Origin of the sequence: Neisseria sp. P0016.S008 (assembly GCF_051957775.1) — a bacterium.
Classification (GTDB): Bacteria; Pseudomonadota; Gammaproteobacteria; order Burkholderiales; family Neisseriaceae; genus Neisseria; species Neisseria flavescens_B.
On the sequence record NZ_JBQCWB010000006.1, the window covers coordinates 56,915 to 73,239 of the forward strand.

15 protein-coding genes, 1 tRNA gene and 1 CRISPR repeat array are annotated in these 16,325 nt (G+C 48.2%); of the genes, 2 read left to right on the top strand and 14 right to left on the bottom strand.

Annotated features, from left to right (window positions below; genetic code table 11):
* Positions 1–41 precede the first annotated feature (41 nt).
* Positions 42–605: a CRISPR direct-repeat array (repeat unit 36 nt; unit sequence GTTGTAGCTCCCTTTCTCATTTCGCAGTGCTACAAT).
* Between the two features lie 63 nt (positions 606–668).
* The 9 genes from cas2 to ACTHS8_RS08650 form a co-directional block, all read right to left on the bottom strand.
* The gene (gene cas2, locus ACTHS8_RS08610) at positions 669–995 is read right to left on the bottom strand and encodes a CRISPR-associated endonuclease Cas2 (protein ID WP_063076233.1); all 327 of its coding nucleotides are present in this window, start codon (positions 993–995) and stop codon (positions 669–671) included.
* Positions 988–1,902: a type II CRISPR-associated endonuclease Cas1 gene (gene cas1 / locus ACTHS8_RS08615; RefSeq protein WP_440373473.1), complete on the bottom strand. Its 915-nt coding sequence runs from the start codon at positions 1,900–1,902 to the stop codon at positions 988–990. Before cas1 ends, cas2 begins: the two co-directional genes overlap by 8 nt.
* Positions 1,903–1,968: 66 nt before the next feature.
* Positions 1,969–5,217 (bottom strand): type II CRISPR RNA-guided endonuclease Cas9, encoded by a 3,249-nt coding sequence (gene cas9, locus ACTHS8_RS08620; RefSeq protein WP_440373474.1) that lies wholly within the window; start codon positions 5,215–5,217, stop codon positions 1,969–1,971.
* A gap of 270 nt (positions 5,218–5,487) precedes the next feature.
* Positions 5,488–6,912, bottom strand: a complete 1,425-nt coding sequence (locus ACTHS8_RS08625; RefSeq protein WP_440373475.1) for an alanine/glycine:cation symporter family protein — start codon at positions 6,910–6,912, stop codon at positions 5,488–5,490.
* 262 nt (positions 6,913–7,174) lie between these two features.
* Complete coding sequence (lysS, locus tag ACTHS8_RS08630) at positions 7,175–8,686, bottom strand: lysine--tRNA ligase (protein WP_049323415.1); 1,512 nt, start codon at positions 8,684–8,686, stop codon at positions 7,175–7,177.
* A gap of 75 nt (positions 8,687–8,761) precedes the next feature.
* Positions 8,762–8,887 (bottom strand): hypothetical protein, encoded by a 126-nt coding sequence (locus ACTHS8_RS08635; protein ID WP_283129670.1) that lies wholly within the window; start codon positions 8,885–8,887, stop codon positions 8,762–8,764.
* Positions 8,888–9,127: 240 nt separating this feature from the next.
* Positions 9,128–9,703: a hypothetical protein gene (locus ACTHS8_RS08640; protein ID WP_440373476.1), complete on the bottom strand. Its 576-nt coding sequence runs from the start codon at positions 9,701–9,703 to the stop codon at positions 9,128–9,130.
* A gap of 137 nt (positions 9,704–9,840) precedes the next feature.
* Complete coding sequence (gene aldA, locus ACTHS8_RS08645; protein WP_440373477.1) at positions 9,841–11,283, bottom strand: aldehyde dehydrogenase; 1,443 nt, start codon at positions 11,281–11,283, stop codon at positions 9,841–9,843.
* A gap of 300 nt (positions 11,284–11,583) precedes the next feature.
* Positions 11,584–11,659, bottom strand: a tRNA-Lys gene (locus ACTHS8_RS08650).
* 182 nt (positions 11,660–11,841) lie between these two features.
* On the opposite strand from ACTHS8_RS08650, the gene ACTHS8_RS08655 reads away from it, so the two are divergent.
* Entirely contained in the window at positions 11,842–12,240 is a 399-nt protein-coding gene (locus ACTHS8_RS08655; RefSeq protein ID WP_188209984.1) for an Ag473 family lipoprotein, read from the top strand.
* Between the two features lie 67 nt (positions 12,241–12,307).
* Here the strand turns inward: ACTHS8_RS08655 and ACTHS8_RS08660 are convergent, their stop codons facing one another.
* Together ACTHS8_RS08660 and ACTHS8_RS08665 are read right to left on the bottom strand one after the other, a co-directional pair.
* A complete protein-coding gene (locus ACTHS8_RS08660) occupies positions 12,308–13,282 on the bottom strand; it encodes a TerC family protein (RefSeq protein ID WP_440373478.1) in 975 nt (324 codons plus the stop codon).
* Positions 13,283–13,315: 33 nt separating this feature from the next.
* Positions 13,316–13,765, bottom strand: a complete 450-nt coding sequence (locus ACTHS8_RS08665; protein WP_049330770.1) for a CopD family copper resistance protein — start codon at positions 13,763–13,765, stop codon at positions 13,316–13,318.
* 254 nt (positions 13,766–14,019) lie between these two features.
* Here ACTHS8_RS08665 and ACTHS8_RS08670 point away from each other — a divergent pair, with 254 nt between their 5' ends.
* Positions 14,020–14,232 (top strand): glycine zipper 2TM domain-containing protein, encoded by a 213-nt coding sequence (locus tag ACTHS8_RS08670; RefSeq protein ID WP_154954168.1) that lies wholly within the window; start codon positions 14,020–14,022, stop codon positions 14,230–14,232.
* Positions 14,233–14,295: 63 nt separating this feature from the next.
* Here ACTHS8_RS08670 and ACTHS8_RS08675 read toward each other — a convergent pair whose 3' ends face one another.
* Genes ACTHS8_RS08675 through minD form a run of 3 tightly spaced genes read right to left on the bottom strand, consistent with a single transcriptional unit; the run spans position 14,296 to position 16,302 of the window.
* Entirely contained in the window at positions 14,296–15,216 is a 921-nt protein-coding gene (locus ACTHS8_RS08675) for a hydrogen peroxide-inducible genes activator (RefSeq protein WP_004520212.1), read from the bottom strand.
* A 3-nt stretch (positions 15,217–15,219) separates the two neighbouring features.
* Positions 15,220–15,483, bottom strand: coding sequence for a cell division topological specificity factor MinE (gene minE, locus ACTHS8_RS08680; protein WP_003680625.1), 264 nt, complete (start codon positions 15,481–15,483; stop codon positions 15,220–15,222).
* Between the two features lie 3 nt (positions 15,484–15,486).
* Entirely contained in the window at positions 15,487–16,302 is an 816-nt protein-coding gene (minD, locus tag ACTHS8_RS08685) for a septum site-determining protein MinD (protein WP_440373479.1), read from the bottom strand.
* Between the last annotated feature and the right edge of the window lie 23 nt (positions 16,303–16,325).

The window sequence follows — 16,325 nt, forward strand, 5'->3', positions numbered from 1 at the left end:
AGTGCTACAATGAAGCCATTGATAGCCACGACGTTCACGAAGTTGTAGCTCCCTTTCTCATTTCGCAGTGCTACAATAAGCAAGCATTTTGGCAAACAGCAAGCCTAGTTGTAGCTCCCTTTCTCATTTCGCAGTGCTACAATGCCGTTAATAAACGCTATCTTATATATCTAGTTGTAGCTCCCTTTCTCATTTCGCAGTGCTACAATAACGCCGCCGTCTATACGGTCAATTCTGAAGTTGTAGCTCCCTTTCTCATTTCGCAGTGCTACAATTTAGGTATATTTCTTAAACTAGCTACTAATGTTGTAGCTCCCTTTCTCATTTCGCAGTGCTACAATCTCTCAAGCAATGGTTGGTTCTTAATGAATGTTGTAGCTCCCTTTCTCATTTCGCAGTGCTACAATCAACTCACCATCAGCAAGCTCATATGCTGAGTTGTAGCTCCCTTTCTCATTTCGCAGTGCTACAATACCAGCTTTTTAATATTCTTCAAGTCTGACGTTGTAGCTCCCTTTCTCATTTCGCAGTGCTACAATGTTCAAGGCGGTGTATTGGCGCAGCCAGCGGTTGTAGCTCCCTTTCTCATTTCGCAGTGCTACAATACCTCAACGGGAAACCCTTATTCTATAAGGGTTTCCCATTTTATTTGGTCTGAAAAATAGGACTTAAAATAATAATAGTTGGTCGGAATTTACCCTTTTTTCTTGGGTTTTCAGCTCTCCCAACAGCAGTTTCATGGTGGCATATTGCTTTTCTGTCACTTCCAAACAGCGGATTGAACCTTCTTGCGGTAGGTTTGTGCATAGCCTATTGTGGTGTTTTTGCAACGAATCACGACCTTTGACAATACGGCTGTATACGGAAAGTTGGAGCATTTGGTATCCATCTTTTAATAGAAACTGGCGAAATTGATTAGCGGCTTTGCGTTTTGCTGCAGTGGTAACCGGTAGGTCGAAGAAGATAATAATCCTCATAAATTTGGCTTCACTCATATTGGTATTCTTTCAATGGCAAGATTTCAGGCAGTTTCAGCTGTTTGGCGTTTTTATTGGTTACGCTGGCTTGAAATGAGGAAATCATTTGGTCTATGGCAGCCAAGGTGCTGAAATGTTGCTGTTCGATGCAGATTTGACAGTGAAGGGTCTTGGTAAGGTTTTGTTTTATATTGGGTGTCAGATCAGTTTTCAGACGGCCTTGTTCATACAAATGCATAACGACCAGGTCAGCCAATGGGCGTAAGGGTTCGATAAAGTCATCGGCGAGGTTGAATGGATTTAGTTCGCTTCTATGAAACAAGCCTAATGCAGGCAACCAGCCATATAAGGTCAGGGTGCGTGCAACTGCTGCACGGAGTACGGCGTAGGTGTAGTTCAATGCGGCATTGACGGCATTGTTGTCACTGCGAGTAAACTTTTCTCCAAAGAGGGCTTGGAAGTAGAGGGCGGCAGCTTGGGCTTCACGGTTTCCTGTATCGCCCGAACGGACTTCGACTGCCAAAGTGCGCAGTCGTTTGGCTGCAAGATCATTGCCTGTTTCGTCTGCGACAAATGCTTGATTTAGGATTTTTTGGCGGATGATATGTTGCCAGAGTTGCTTTTTTAAGGGTTCGCTTATATTCAGCTGCAACTTGAGGATTTTAAGTTGGCGGTGATATTGGGCATAAGGCAGCCATTGTCCGCAGGGCAGGAACTGTTCGTCACATGTCAGCAGGGTTGAGCCATGTTCGGCTAAGGCTGATAAGAGCGGGGCGGTAATCAGGGTTTCGCGGTTTTCGATGATGATAACGGCGATGTCTTCTAATGGTACGGTGTGGGACTCGCCGTTTTGTTGAATCAGCAGTTGCCGACGTTGCAAAGATAGTTTGCCGCCGTTTTGAATAAGTAGGCTGCGCCAAGTCATGTTTTTCCCCTTATTTTGATATAAAAAATCCCTGCTTCAGGCCGTCTGAAACAGGGATAGATTAATTTAACGGACAGGCGGGCGTTTTTTCAGACGGCATGGTCTGATTTCTTTGCCCAATTCGTCGATTTGGTATTTTTGCATCAATACAAGATTTTGGGTGCTAATACGGAATTGCTGTTCTTTAGAGCCTTTATCATGCCAAGCTAAATAGAATCGTCCATCAGAGCTATCACAGTTGATATAGTAGGCGAATTCTACTTTAGATTTTTCATCTTTCTGAAAAGTAATCAGATCATACTTATGCAAGCTAAAACAGAATGTATAGCTATCATCAATCCGGTATCCTTTACAATCAATATCAGGAAGAATGTTTTCAGCAACCTGCCAAGCATAGATGGGAACAATAAAATACTGATTTTTTCCTTTCTTATCCGCTTTACAGAACACATCAACACGTACTATGTCTCCATTATCTGCAATGGTATAAGCATTTTTTTTATTTAATAAGACTCCGCTCTCTTGGGTTTTTTCGACCCTTACAGCTTTAACCAGTTGTCCTCCCTTTTTATAAAACGGATTGTTATTAGGGTCAAATGCTTGTTTAGCATTACCTCCATATTTCTCTAAACGTGCTTTAAGAGCATCATATAGCTCAATTTCCCTACCATTTTTATAATTAACCATATTTTCAAGGTCGGCCAACTTGATTTCGGTTAACCATACTCGTTTAACACTAATTTTTTCATTATGTTTAACAAATCGTTTAGCAGATCTCAAAGTATCTTTATGTGCACCGCTCATCTTCCGATTAGGCGCACGCGAAACAAATAGTGGCGTAACGTATTCGTGTACGGCTTCGGGGCGAGAAGATAATTTTTCTGCGAGCAGGGTACGCAGTTTTTCGGGGGTATCCGCTTCTTCAAATTCGGGTTTTCCGTCCGGTTTGCCGAATACGCGAATCATGACTTCTTGTGCGAAAAAATCCCAAGGTTGCGGGAAGTGTGTTTTTTGATGCAGCACTTCTCCTGTTTCTTTATCTATGGTTTTACCGTCAAACGCGCTCATCTCTTTATAGCGTACAAAACGGGTAATTTTCTGCTGCATAGCAACGGTCGAGCAGGCAACGACGACGGCATCCAAGGCGTGATGGCGGTCGTTTTCCGCACGCACTTTGCGCAATCCCCAAAAGCCGCGCAACAGATTGGTAATTTGCCCGTTGGATGCAAAGACACGTCTTTTTCCTTTACCTGTCAGCCGCATATGGTCGGCAACAAATTGACACAGGAAACGGTTGACGTAGCGCGTATCGTTCAGATTGCGTTCTTTAAAGCCATCTTCGTCGAATTTTTGCAGCAGAATCCGTTGTTTTTTACTGCGCGGGAAACGGCTGGTTTCGACACGCGCTTTAAATTCCTGCCATTCGCGGCTGCTGTCTTTGCCATTGAAGTATTCGTATGGGGTTTGGTTGCCTTTGTTTTGGTTTTCGCTGCCCAATACCAGCACTTTATTGTTGAAACTGTCGTCCCATGTGCGCGAGAACGGCAGGGCATGGTCGATTTCGACATAGCCTTTTTCGTTCAGACGGCCTAAGTTGATTTCTTTGCCCGAATACAGGCATTTGCCGTGTTGTTGCTCGTACAGGCGCAGTTTCAGAATATCTTTGGATTTGGGTTCGCCGACAAAATTGGGGAAATACTCTCGGAATTTGGCGACGGCTTTTTCCCGGTCTTTACGGTTTTCTTCTTGGCGTTTTTCGATTTCTTTGCGGTCTTTAAACGATTTGCCTACTTCCCTTGCCGTTTCAATATGAATACGTGCAGGGGAGCCGTAACGCCGAACCACGCCGTTAATGACTTTTCTGGCTTGAGATAAGGCGCGCAAGACGACTGGGTTACGGATTTCGTCAGCTGGAATCGGCGGCAGATAAATCTTTTCTTCCGTATTTTTCTTGCCGTAATGGTCTCCGTAGATTTCGGCGCAGGCTTCATCGTAACGTTTGCCTTGCTCCATGAGAGGCACAATTCGGCGCAATGCTTTCAAGGAAATTTGGACGAACTTATCGAAGCTGATGTGTTTCAACAGCGCTTCTAAGATTTCGGGCTGAACACGGTCTTTCAGACGGCCTGTAATGTCTTCATCGGTTTTGAACAGGGAGAATGCCGTACCGATTTCGTCTTGTAATTCGGGAGAAAGGTTTAATGGGGATTTTTTGTCTTTCAATCCTTCTTTTTCCAGCGCACGGCTGATGGCATGGTAGGCCTTCATTTCCATCAATGTTGAGGCTTCTGTATTGTCTTTACCATAGCGCAAGCCTTTGAAAAAGGCGGTATCGTCTAGATCCAAAAGCTTACGGGCTTGTGCGTAAGTCAGTTTGGATTTTCTGTATGGCTCGTCCATAAGCGTGGTGCGTTCGGTATCGGTCAATGGCCGCTCGCTGCCTTGCTCTAAAATACGCAGGTTGTTCAGTTTGGTCAGCCAGATGAAACGTTCGGCGGTGTAGGTGTTTTTAGCGGCTTTCGGCTCTGTCGGCTCTAAGGTGCAATGCCCCAACATTTTTTGAACAGCATCGCCGGACAGGGCGGGACGTTGTGTCATCAGCAGGATTTCAATACCTTCTTTAAGGTCGTCTGAAACATGAGGATTGCCGAATTCTCTTTGTTTTTCAAACAGTAAATTCAGCTCCGCCTGCAAATCTTTGCGGCTGAACGTATGCGAATAATCGCCACGTTGGTTGCGGATATGGCCGCTTTCTTTTTCAAATTTATTTAAAGCCAATTCGGCCGGTGTGCGGAAATCGCCTGTCTGTAAGGTATGGGCATTGTCGGCTACGCCTTTGAGCAAAGCGCCAAGCTCCTTATCGGCAGTTTCGCCCTCGTTTTTTCTTTGCGACAAATAGCCGCGGTGTTTGATTAAATGTAGTAAGACTGCCGACCACTCTAAAGGCGTTAGTTTGCGGTCTAATGCGGCGGCGCGAAGTTGCCATGGGGTATTCGGTAAGGATTTGATCAAGCCGTTTTCATCAAAATCGGCGGCTTGTAATACGCCTTCGCGTTTCAATAGGCGACGGGCTCGAAGCAGGCGGTGGGTGCGACGGCGGGTCAGGCGGCGGACGCTGCGTGCCAAGCGTCTTGCCGCTGCAAGAGAGTCGCCGGTTTTCGGTACTTCTGCACGCTCAAATACGCGCACGCCCAAATCAATCAGGCGGATGGGGTTTTCTTCTTCGTCAATTTCTACCATCGCCCAGCCGACGGATGCGATGCCGATATCGAGGCCGAGGATGTAGTTGACTGGATTGGGTTTGAATGCAGCCATCAGTTTCTCCGTAATGTGATGTTTGGTAAGTATAAATATATCCTAGGTAAGTATTACTATGCAAATGAAATGCTTGACTGGGTGTCGATTTGGAATTAGAATCTGTCCATATTGTTGCACTGCGAAATGAGAAACGTTGCTACAATAAGGCCGTCTGAAAAGATGGGCCGCAACGCTCTGCCCCTTAAAGGCTTCTGCTTTAAGGGGCATCGTTTTGTCTAAATGGCAGGGATTAAAAAGGCCGTCTGAAATTTCAGACGGCCTTTGGTGTTACCAGATATCGGATTTGATTTTGCGTTTCAAGCCAGGGTGTTCAGAGAGTTTGAACTCTGGGTCTTTGCCCATTTTCAGCTTGGCTGTGTAGTCTTTCAACAGCAGGAAGGCAAGTGGGGACAGGAGCAGGATGGCAACGAGGTTAATCCATGCCATGATGCCCATGGCCATGTCTGCCATATCCCATACCAAGGGTACGTTGGCAACTGCACCGAAGTAGACCCATGCCAAAACCAGCATACGGAAAACGGCGGTAACCAGCCAATGGCTCTTGATGAATTGGACGTTGGACTCGGCATAGGCATAGTTGCCGATAACGGTTGAAAAGGCAAACATAAACAGGATGGCAGCAAGGAAGCCCGCTCCCCATTCGCCTACCTGGCTGACGATTGCCGCTTGGGTCAGCGCCGCACCGCTCAGGTCGCCGTAAGGCTGTTGATAGGTCAAGACGATAAAGGCGGTGCATGAGCAGACGATGATGGTATCGACGAAAACGCCCAGCATTTGAATCATGCCTTGGGAGACGGGGTGTTTCACTTCGGCTGCGGCTGCGGCGTTCGGCGCGGAACCCATACCCGCCTCATTGGAATACAGGCCGCGTTTGATACCCTGCATCATGGTGGTCGAAATCAGACCGCCGAGGAAACCGCCTGCAGCCGAATCGAAGTTGAACGCGTTGGAAAAAATCTGACCGAACACGTCAGGAATCAGGGAAATATTGGTAACAATGATGAAGAGTGCTATGACGAGATATAAAACCGCCATCAGCGGAACGATGATTTCCGCGGCTTTGGATACGCGGCGGATACCGCCGAAGATAATCGGGGCAGTCAGAATGACCAGGGCGACGCCGACATAGTGTTGATCCCAGCCCCATGCCGCTTTGGTGGTATCGGCGATGGTATTGGTCTGTACGGCTTCAAATACAAAGCCGAAACAGAAAATCAGGCTCAGGGCGAACAAAACGCCCAGCCATTTTTGTCCCAAGCCTTGAGTGATGTAGTAGGCAGGGCCGCCGCGGAAGTGGTGGTTGTCGTAGTCGCGGATTTTGAACAGTTGGGCCAGTGAAGATTCGACAAACGCCGAACTCATGCCGATTAAGGCAGTTACCCACATCCAGAACACCGCGCCCGGCCCGCCGAGTTTGATGGCAATCGCCACGCCGGCGATGTTGCCCACGCCTACGCGGCTGGCCAAGCCGGTAACAAATGCTTGGAACGGTGTGATTCCGTGCGGATCATCACCTTGTTTGCGGCCGCCCAGCATTTCTTTGATACTGCGGCCGAAGAGGCGGAATTGTACAAAACCGGTGGTAACGGTGAAAAAGAGGCCTGCGCCTAAAAGCATATATACCAACCCCGACCACATTGGGTCGTTGATGGCGTTTATCCAGCCGTGAAGCTGTTCGAAAAATTGATCCATACAAACCTTTCAGAGTTTCTGCATTTTCAGACGGCCTGTGTGTGGAGGCTGTCTGTAACTGGATGTATTCTAGCAGACTGTCAACAAACTGAAAAACGTTTACATATTCTTTTTTATATTATCTTTTTGATTATCATGTAATTTTATTATTATGATGTAAAGGATTTATTGATTTAAACTCTTCCGTTTTACATATTTGAACAAAAAGGCCGTCTGAAAACAGAGTCTTGTTTTCAGACGGCCTTGATTTTATTTCAATGCGTTATTCGGGACGCATTTGAGGGAACAGGATCACGTCGCGGATGGTTTGCGAATCGGTCAGCAACATTACCAAGCGGTCGATACCGATGCCGCAGCCGCCTGTCGGCGGCAGGCCGAATTCCATAGCGCGGATGTAGTCGGCATCGTAGTGCATGGCTTCGTCGTCGCCGGCGTCTTTTTGCGCCACTTGCGCTTTGAAGCGTTCGGCTTGGTCTTCCGGATCGTTCAACTCGGAGTAGCCGTTTGCCAATTCGCGACCGACCACGAAAAGCTCGAAGCGTTCGGTCAAACCTGGTTTGCTGTCGGATGCACGTGCCAATGGCGATACTTCGACAGGGTAGTCGATGATGAAAGTCGGGTTCCACAGTTTGCCCTCGGCGCAACCTTCAAACAGGGCAAGTTGCAGGCTGCCGATGCCTGGAGAAGGAGGCAGGCTTTCGCCGTGTTTGACGATTTCTTTTTTCAGCCATTCTTCATCGTTCAACTGCTCATCGGTGTAGTGCGGATTGTATTTTTTGATGGCACCGAGAATGGTCAGGCGTTCAAATGGGCTTTCCAAATCGACTTCTTTGCCGTTGTAGCTGATTTTCGCCGTGCCGTTTACCGCGCGGGAAGCGTTGCGGATGATGTCTTCCGCCATTTGCATCATGCGTTCGTAGTCGGAGAAGGCTTCGTAGAATTCGATCATGGTGAATTCAGGGTTATGGCGCACGGACATACCCTCGTTACGGAAGCTGCGGTTGATTTCAAACACGCGTTCCAAACCGCCGACAACCAAGCGTTTCAGATACAGCTCAGGCGCAATGCGCAGGTAGAGCGGAATGTCCAAGGCATTGTGGTGGGTAACGAACGGTTTCGCTGTCGCACCGCCCGGAATTGGGTGCATCATTGGGGTTTCAACTTCCAAATAATGCTCGTTGACCATGAAATTGCGCACGGATTGGATGATTTGGCTGCGTTTGATGAAGGTATTACGCGACTCTTCGTTGGCAATCAAATCGACGTAGCGTTGACGGTATTTGGTTTCCTGATCGCTCAAACCTTTGTGTTTGTCCGGCAGAGGGCGCAGGGATTTGGACAGCAGGCGGATGTTGGACACGCGCACGGTCAATTCGCCGTGGTTGGTTTTGAACAAAGTACCTTCCGCGCCGACGATGTCGCCCAAGTCCCAGTGGTTGAAATCGTCCAAAACTTCTTGGCTCACGCCTTTGTTGTTCAAATAAAGCTGGATTTGACCGGTAACGTCTTGAATGGTGGCGAAGCTGGCTTTGCCCATTTGACGTTTGAGCATCATGCGGCCGGCAACTTTGACGGGAATGCCTTGCGGGTCGAGTTCTTCTTTGCTGATTTCACCGTATTGGGTATGCAGGTCGGCGGCAAAGCTGTCGCGTTTGAAATCGTTAGGGTAGGCGTTGCGTTCTTTGCGGATGTTGTGCAGTTTCTCGCGGCGCAGGGCGATGATTTGGTTTTCGTCCAACTGCGGCTCGATTTGCGGATTGTTTTGTTCGCTCATGGTGTTTTCCGGAAAAATGAGTCAGGCTGCCGGAGTTTTCAGACGGCCTGAATAAAGTGAAAAATTGGCTCTATTTTACGCGATGTCGGTGTTTTTTTCTATAAAGGCAGAAAGGCCGTCTGAAACCTGAACTGCCTCCCCAAGCTGTATTTTTGTGATCGGCTTGTCGGCGATGAAGGGATTTTTGCGGTGGTCGATCATGATTTTAGACTGAAGGGTTTGAATGCGCCGATGCCGCTTTCCTGACAGGCGGTTATCCAACGTCGCAGATGGGTGCGTGAGATACAGTATTGGTCTGTGCTGTATGGTTACATTATGTGCAGCTAGTGGAATATGGCTTAGTATTTGAAGTGTAATATATATTGGGTCATAAAAAACTGCACCTTGTTAGTTAGAGGGCAACTTTGGGGGTGCAGTTCATTCTGTCTAATATCTTGCTCTTCAATTATCAAAACCTCTGGATTGAGATACGGAAATTGCCTCAATACGTCCTGTTTGACGGTAATGCCGAGTTTGATTCGGTGCTTCACCTTTACCCGGATAAATCCCTGCTCCCTGCTCTACTCTAAATCCGAAATGTTTCGGTTGACGGGCAAATGTTGCGTATTCACGCGCTTCGATTTCTGATAGTTGGATTCCTTTGACTTTGCCTAGCTTGGCTTCTGCGTCTTTAATCTTCATGCCCGGGTGTACACCTGAAGCCGTGTGACAGGTAGGAGAATCGGTCTCCAAAAAATTAATTTTTTTATGGAGTTTTATAGGAGAATCAGGATCGTTGTCTCCATTTTGAAAAGCCAAAACCATAACGTCTTTCGACAGCGTAATGGCAACAAACGCCACACCTTCGGCATCGCTTTCTCTTTCCATTTTTGCCTTCGGGAATTTCTGTTTTACCTGCTTTAAGTTCTGCCCTAATTTAATTCCTCCGATACTGTCTTTTTGAATCAAACATTCGGCAGCAGCCGGCATGGCAAAACCCAAGATCAATGCGCTTATCATCCCGATTTTGTGCAACATGGTTACTTTCCTATTTAATAAAAATTAGTTATAAAAAACTGCACCTTGTTAGTTGGAGTAGCAACTTTTGGGGTGCAGTTTAACCTGAAAAATCAACTTCAGACGGCCTTTTGTTTTATGAAGGGCCGTATCGGCAGTTAGATATCGGTTTCCAAATAAACGACTTGGGTTTGCAGATATTCTTCCAAACCATGTTTACCGTCCGCGCCGCCGATACCTGATTTTTTCCAACCGGCATGGAAGCCCTGCATGGCTTCGAAGTTTTCGCGGTTGATGTAGGTTTCGCCGAAACGCAGGCGGCGGGTTACATAAAACGCTTCATTCAGATTGGTGGTATAGACGGAGCTGGTCAGGCCGAATTCGCTGTCGTTTGCCAAGGCGATGACTTGATCGAGTGTGTCGAAAGTGGCAACCGGCAGGACGGGGCCGAAGGTTTCTTCCTTCATAATGTCCATACTGTTGTCGATATCGGTCAGCAGGGTAGGTTCGAAGAAGTAGCCTTTGCCGTCGGCACGTTTGCCGCCGCAGACCAGTGTAGCGCCTTGTTTGACTGCGCGTTCGACTTTTTCGGCAACGGATTTTACGGCGCGCTCTTCAATCAGCGGACCCATTTCCAGTGCACCGGGTTCGGCTTCGGCCGGGTTGCCGTAGCGCACGCTTTTCATGGCGGCGGTCATTTTTTCAATAAATGCGTCTTTCAGGCTGCTGTGGACATACACGCGTTCGGCGCAGTTACAGATTTGGCCGGTATTGCCCACGCGTGAAGCCAAGATGGATTTGACGGCCAGATCCAAGTCGGCATCTTTCAGGACGATGGCAGGGGCTTTGCCACCCAGTTCCAGTGAGACTTTGGTGATGTTGATGGCGGCAGCTTCCATCACTTGACGGCCGGCATCGACAGAACCGGTCAGGCTGACCATATCGACTTGCGGATGTGATGCCAAGGCATTGCCGATTTCTGCGCCTGGGCCGTTGACGACGTTGAATACGCCGGCCGGTAAGCCTGAAGCATGAACGATTTCAGCAAAGATGTGGCAGTTAATCGGGGTAACGCTGCTTGGTTTGACGACGATGGTATTGCCTGTTACCAAAGCCGGGCCCATTTTGCGGGCGATCAGGAAGAATGGGAAGTTCCACGGCAAAATGCCGGCGATCACGCCCAAAGGACGTTTGAACAATAAAATGTTTTCGCGCGGACGGTCGCTTTGGATGATTTCGCCTTCATAACGGCGCGCCCATTCGGCTTGATAATCGAGATAATCGGCAGTGAACATGACTTCAATACGTGCCAAATCTTTGGTTTTGCCGCCTTCGGCAACAATGGTGTCAGTCAGCTCGTCGGCTCGTTCGCGGATGCCTTGGGCAATTTTACGCAGGTATGCGCCGCGCTCAACGGCAGGCAAACGCTCCCATGCAGTTTGTGCATCTCTGGCCGCGGTAACGGCACGATCAACATCGGCTTTTCCGCCTTTAGGCTCACGCGCGATGACTTCTTCGGTTGCCGGATTCAAAACATCACGCCATGTGCCGTTAAAGTCGGTTTCAAAGCGGCCGTTGATATACATAGACAGTTGTTTCATCAAACCTTCTCCTGTTGTTGTAGTTGGATGTAGTTTTAGTCTATGCCTAAATTGTCTGGCATACAAGAGGATTTGGCGTGGGTTGATGGTAGGTATTTGGAAGTTTTTAGAAAAAGGTGATGGGTGGGGAGTTGGGTTTGATTGATTCAAGAGGTTGGTGATGCTTTGAGTTATATCTATAACAGCATTGTGACAAAGCTCGAATATTCTTGATGTTGATAATAAAGTAGGTATCGAGTGAAGAAAGGCTTGATGGAGAATATAAAAAAACCTGCTTTTTTTAAAGCAGGTTTTCATATTTGGTGGGTCGTGAGCGATTCGAACGCTCGACCAACGGATTAAAAGTCCGCTGCTCTACCGACTGAGCTAACGACCCGATAAGCTGTGTATTATAGGAAACGTGTTTCTTTTTGTCAACTGTTTTTTTGAAATTTTTTTCAAAAAACGTAAATCGGCTGTTATTTGGCGTTAATTCTTCCTTTTTTGAGTATTAATTATGTTATGATTTTCTAATCTGTCAGTTCTGATGGATATTTTTTAGACCAAAGGATATACAACATGAAAAAATTATTGATTGCTGCGATGATGGTAGCTGGTTTGGCTGCTTGTTCTCAAGAGGCGAAACAGGAAACTCAAGAAGCGGCTTCTGCCGTTGCTTCTGATGTGAACGCTGCTGCCGAACACGCGGCTTCTGCTGCCGATGCTGCTGCTTCCGAAGCTAAAGGCGCTGCTGAACAGGCTGTTTCTGACGCTAAAGAAGCCGGTGCCGATGCGAAGGAAACTGCGGAGAAAGCAATTTCCGATGCTAAAGAAACTGCCGGTAAAGCGGTTGAAGAAGCTAAAGATGCGGTTTCTGATGCTAAAGATGCTGCCAAAGATGCGGCTAAAGATGCTTTGGGTAAAGCTGCCGATGCAACTCAAGAAGCTGCCGACAAATTGAAAGACGCTGCTAAATAAGCTGGTGTCCGATACCAAAAGGCCGTCTGAAAAAATGTTTTTCAGACGGCCTTTTTATATCGGCAGATTATTTTTTCTCTTGCTGACGCGTATACACCAAAGAAGTCAGGATGGACGCTCCCAGTGCGCCGAAGACGACGGACAGGGAAATGGAAATCGGGATATGTACCCAGTGCATAATCAGCATCTTGATACCGATAAAGCTCAATACGAAAGCCAAGCCGTATTTGAGGAAAATAAAGCGTTCGGCAAAGTCTGCCAGCAGGAAGTACATGGCACGCAGGCCCAAGATGGCAAAAATGTTGGAAGTGAGAACGATGAAAGGGTCGGTGGTTACGGCAAAAATAGCGGGAATGCTGTCCACGGCGAAGATGACGTCGCTCAATTCGATCATAATCAATACCAGTAAAAGCGGCGTAGCGATGCGTTTGCCGTTTTCAATGGTAAAGAATTTTTCACCGTCAAACTGTTGGCTGGTCGGGATGACTTTTTTGAGCAGAGTCAGGATCTTGTTTTGGGAAAGGTCTTCTTCAGCTTCGGCTTCGGGCTTCATCATGTGAATGCCGGTGTATAAGAGGAATGCGCCGAAGAGGTACAAAATCCATTCAAATTGTTGTACCAAGGTTGCGCCGATGAAGATCATGATGGCGCGCAGGACGATGGCGCCGAATACGCCATAGAGCAGGACGCGGTGTTGGAATTTGGGTTCGACTTTGAAGTAGCTGAAAATCATCAGGAAAACGAAGATGTTATCAACGGCAAGGGATTTTTCAAGCACATAGCCGGTGAAGAATTCGAGGACTTTTTCTTTGGCGACAACGGCCCCATAAGTCGGGTTGCCCGCCAATTCAAAATAGAGCCAGCCTGCAAATGCGCAGGATACGGCCACCCAAACGCCGCTCCAAGCGAGGGCTTCTTTGATGCTGACTTTGTGGGCGCCGTTTTTTTTCAGCGATACCATATCGATGGCGATCATGATTAAGACGGCAATAAAGAAGATGCCGTAAAACATCGGCGAGCCGACGGACGGGTATTGGGTCATAAAAAATCCTTGTGTGTGGGGTATGGGTAAGGTTTACCAAGACAGGTAGAACATCGCCTTGGCAAAAAAGACTATAAACAGCATATGGCTGAAGACAACGGCGTGTATGTATTTCGACCAGCCGACGGTAAGGGTATGCCGTGCCATTTTGACGACGGCGATGGCAAAATGTACCAAAACGCTTATTGCCAACAGGATTTTGATGCTCAGCATGATGCCGAAGGAGCTGTCGAATGGGTGGTGCAGTATCGGCAGGTAGCGGTTGTACACCATCACAATGCCGCTGATGAACAGGGTAATGACGACAGGCGGCATCACGCGGACGGCACGATAGGACATGGCACGTTCGACTTCGCGGCGCGATTCGCGTGAAACGCGGCCGGTGTGTAAAACGGAGAGGACCAGCATTTCGAAAAATACGCCGCCGACAAAGGCAATCGCGCAATAAACGTGGATGATGTGTGCCAGTGCGTAGATACTCATGACAGGTGTTTCCGGTAATTCAGACAAGTCGTCATTGTATCACTACCGAATGCGGTTGATGTATGCGCAATTTTATGCCAAATATATTAAATTTTATAAATATTCTTTTGGAATTGCCGTTTATTTTCGCATTTAACCGTTCATCAAGGGCGTTATCTTAGTTTAATCTGTCTTTACTTATCAGAAAATATATTAATGAAAGGTTGTGCCATACTGTTTCATATACAGCTTAACCCCTGATGGAGAATCAAACCATGAAGAAAACTTTTGCAAAAACTGTGACCTTGATCATGCTGGCCGCTTCTTTGGGTGCATGTGCCAATATGACCCAAACCCAACGCAACACTGCTGCTGGTGCGGTATTGGGTGGCGTGGCAGGTAACTTGATTGGTGGCGATACCGGCTCTACCTTGGGTGGGGCGGCTTTGGGTGGCGTTATCGGCAGTCAAGTTCATACCCACTACTAATCCTTTATTCGGTTAAAAATAAAAAGGCCGTCTGAACATTCAGACGGCCTTTTGTTTTGCGGTTTATTCGTTGACGAAGGTTACACCGGTCAGTTGCGATTGCAAAATAGCAGTGCGCAAAGCAGTCAGTGCTTTCGGGCGGACAAAGTTGCGGCGATAGGCCAAAACAACACGGCGGTGCGGCGCATTGCCTTCAAACGGGATAATACTGAAAAGCATATGGTCGTTTTCGGTCAATGCGGTAGCCGGCATGACGCTGATGGCCAAACCGCTGGCAACCATGTGGCGGATGGTGTTGATGGAGCTGCCTTGCAGGGTATTGGTCAAACCTTGGATTTTTTGTTTGGAAGCCAATTCGGAACAGCTTGCCAACACTTGGTCGCGCATACAGTTGCCTTCGGACAGCAGCAACACTTGTTCTTCGCCCAAAAGCTGAGGAGTAACGGCATCGAGTTCTTCAAAGTGATGGCCTTTGGGAACAATGACGAAGAAAGGTTCGTCATACAGAGGCTCGGTCACGATGCCCGGCTCTTGGAACGGTTCGGCAACGACGATTGCATCGACATCGCCACGTTTGAGCGACTCGGTCAGGATGTGGGTATAGTTCTCTTCCAGCATCAGCGGCATTTTCGGCGCGGTTTCACGCAGCGCGGTAATGAGCTTGGGCAGAAGGTAGGGGGCAACGGTGAAAATCAGGCCGAGTTTGAACGCGCCTTCCAATTCGTTTTGCTCTTCATTGGCAAGGTGCTTGATGAGTTCCGCTTCTTCCAGAACTCGGCGGGCTTGGGCGACAATGCGCTCGCCCGCTTCGGTCGTGATGATGTCGTTGCTGCTACGGTCGAACAGGGATACCGACAGCTCTTCCTCCAGCTTTTTGATGGCGATGGAGAGGGTGGGCTGGCTGACAAAGCAGCGTCGTGCGGCACGTCCGAAGTGACGTTCTTGTGCGACGGCTACGATGTAACGCAATTCGGTCAAGGTCATGTGTTAAGCCTTTTTTTGTTCCGGCAGGGTGATGTTCAGCTCAAGAACGTCCAAGCCGTCTTGTTTCTCTTGGGAGATGCGGATGTCGTCCAATGATACGTTGACGTATTTGGACAGGACCTCCAACAACTCTTTACGCAGGGTCGGCAGATAGTCCGGGGCTTGGCCTTCTTGTGCGCGCTCTTGCGCGATGATGATTTGCAGGCGGTCGCGCGCGACTGTGGCGGTTTTCGGCTTTCTGCCGAACAGCATATCGAGCAGTGACATGTATTAACCTCCGAACAGTCGTTTTAAGAAGCTTTTCTTCTCAGCTTCGAGGAAACGCATTTCGCGGTTTTCACCCAAGAGGCGGGCGATAACGTCTTTGTAGGCTTCTGCGGCGGCGGCATTGTCTTGGTGGATGACAGGTTCGCCGGCGTTGGAAGCTTGCAGAACGTTTTGTGATTCAGGAATCACACCGATCAATGGAATACGCAAGATGTCGCAGATGTCTTGTACAGACAGCATTTCGCCTTTGGCTACGCGCTCAGGGGAGTAGCGGGTAATCAGCAGGTGCTCTTTAACAGTGCTGCCTTGTTCGGCTTTGCGAGATTTGCTTTGCAAAATACCCAGGATGCGGTCGGAGTCGCGGACGCTGGATACTTCCGGATTGGTGGTAATGATGGCTTCGTCGGCAAAGTAGAGTGCCATCAGTGCACCTTGTTCGATACCGGCAGGGGAGTCGCAGATGATGAATTCGAAGCCCATTTTTTCGCTGGCCAGCTCTTTCATCACGTTGTCCACGCCTTCGCGGGTCAGCGCGTCTTTATCGCGGGTTTGCGATGCAGGCAGGATGTAGAGGTTTTCGCAGTTTTTATCTTTAATCAGGGCTTGGTTGAGAGTCGCTTCGCCGTGGATGACGTTGATGAGGTCGTATACGACGCGGCGTTCGCAACCCATAATCAGGTCAAGGTTGCGCAAACCGACGTCGAAGTCGATCACGGCGGTTTTGTGGCCGCGCAGGGCCAGGCCGGTTGCGATGCTGGCGCTGGTAGTGGTCTTGCCTACGCCGCCTTTACCTGAAGTTACTACGATGATTTTGGACACGATATTTCCTTTTTAAGTACTGA

Bases quoted from the DNA above. Each gene is read 5' to 3' on its own strand.
- cas2 (WP_063076233.1), bottom strand. From the start codon at position 995: ATGAGTGAAGCCAAATTTATGAGGATTATTATCTTCTTCGACCTACCG.
- cas1 (WP_440373473.1), bottom strand. From the start codon at position 1,902: ATGACTTGGCGCAGCCTACTTATTCAAAACGGCGGCAAACTATCTTTG.
- cas9 (WP_440373474.1), bottom strand. From the start codon at position 5,217: ATGGCTGCATTCAAACCCAATCCAGTCAACTACATCCTCGGCCTCGAT.
- ACTHS8_RS08625 (WP_440373475.1), bottom strand. From the start codon at position 6,912: ATGGATCAATTTTTCGAACAGCTTCACGGCTGGATAAACGCCATCAAC.
- lysS (WP_049323415.1), bottom strand. From the start codon at position 8,686: ATGAGCGAACAAAACAATCCGCAAATCGAGCCGCAGTTGGACGAAAAC.
- ACTHS8_RS08635 (WP_283129670.1), bottom strand. From the start codon at position 8,887: ATGATCGACCACCGCAAAAATCCCTTCATCGCCGACAAGCCGATCACA.
- ACTHS8_RS08640 (WP_440373476.1), bottom strand. From the start codon at position 9,703: ATGTTGCACAAAATCGGGATGATAAGCGCATTGATCTTGGGTTTTGCC.
- aldA (WP_440373477.1), bottom strand. From the start codon at position 11,283: ATGAAACAACTGTCTATGTATATCAACGGCCGCTTTGAAACCGACTTT.
- ACTHS8_RS08655 (WP_188209984.1), top strand. From the start codon at position 11,842: ATGAAAAAATTATTGATTGCTGCGATGATGGTAGCTGGTTTGGCTGCT.
- ACTHS8_RS08660 (WP_440373478.1), bottom strand. From the start codon at position 13,282: ATGACCCAATACCCGTCCGTCGGCTCGCCGATGTTTTACGGCATCTTC.
- ACTHS8_RS08665 (WP_049330770.1), bottom strand. From the start codon at position 13,765: ATGAGTATCTACGCACTGGCACACATCATCCACGTTTATTGCGCGATT.
- ACTHS8_RS08670 (WP_154954168.1), top strand. From the start codon at position 14,020: ATGAAGAAAACTTTTGCAAAAACTGTGACCTTGATCATGCTGGCCGCT.
- ACTHS8_RS08675 (WP_004520212.1), bottom strand. From the start codon at position 15,216: ATGACCTTGACCGAATTGCGTTACATCGTAGCCGTCGCACAAGAACGT.
- minE (WP_003680625.1), bottom strand. From the start codon at position 15,483: ATGTCACTGCTCGATATGCTGTTCGGCAGAAAGCCGAAAACCGCCACA.